The organism is Achromobacter sp. GbtcB20 (genome assembly GCF_019091095.1).
Taxonomy (GTDB): Bacteria; Pseudomonadota; Gammaproteobacteria; order Burkholderiales; family Burkholderiaceae_B; genus Achromobacter; species Achromobacter mucicolens.
Genome location: NZ_JAGXJZ010000789.1, coordinates 1 through 244, shown reverse-complemented (window position 1 = coordinate 244; position 244 = coordinate 1). Strand labels below are relative to the sequence as shown.

Sequence of the window (244 nt, the reverse complement as noted above, 5' to 3'; positions counted from 1 at the left end):
AATATCCACGCCGCCACGGTTCAGCGCCAGGGGACCGCAGGACAGGTTGTCGATGTACCACGGCGGATCGGTCGGCAGCATGTAGTCGATCAGGTCCGCGCCAGGATGATTGGCGCCATTCGCCGGCTCCACCGACCAGCCGAGCTTGGCCGCGCGTCCTTCGTCGCGCCAGGCCAGGTTCGCCTGGCGGGTCGGGCCGGCCTGCAGCGGATACACGTGGCCGTTCGCCATGACCTGCCAGGAG

At 68.4% G+C, this 244-nt stretch carries 1 protein-coding gene; it reads right to left on the bottom strand.

The genetic code is table 11. The features are described from left to right. On the bottom strand, positions 1-244 hold a 244-nt coding region (locus KVT32_RS31125), incomplete at both ends, for a hypothetical protein (protein WP_217619536.1).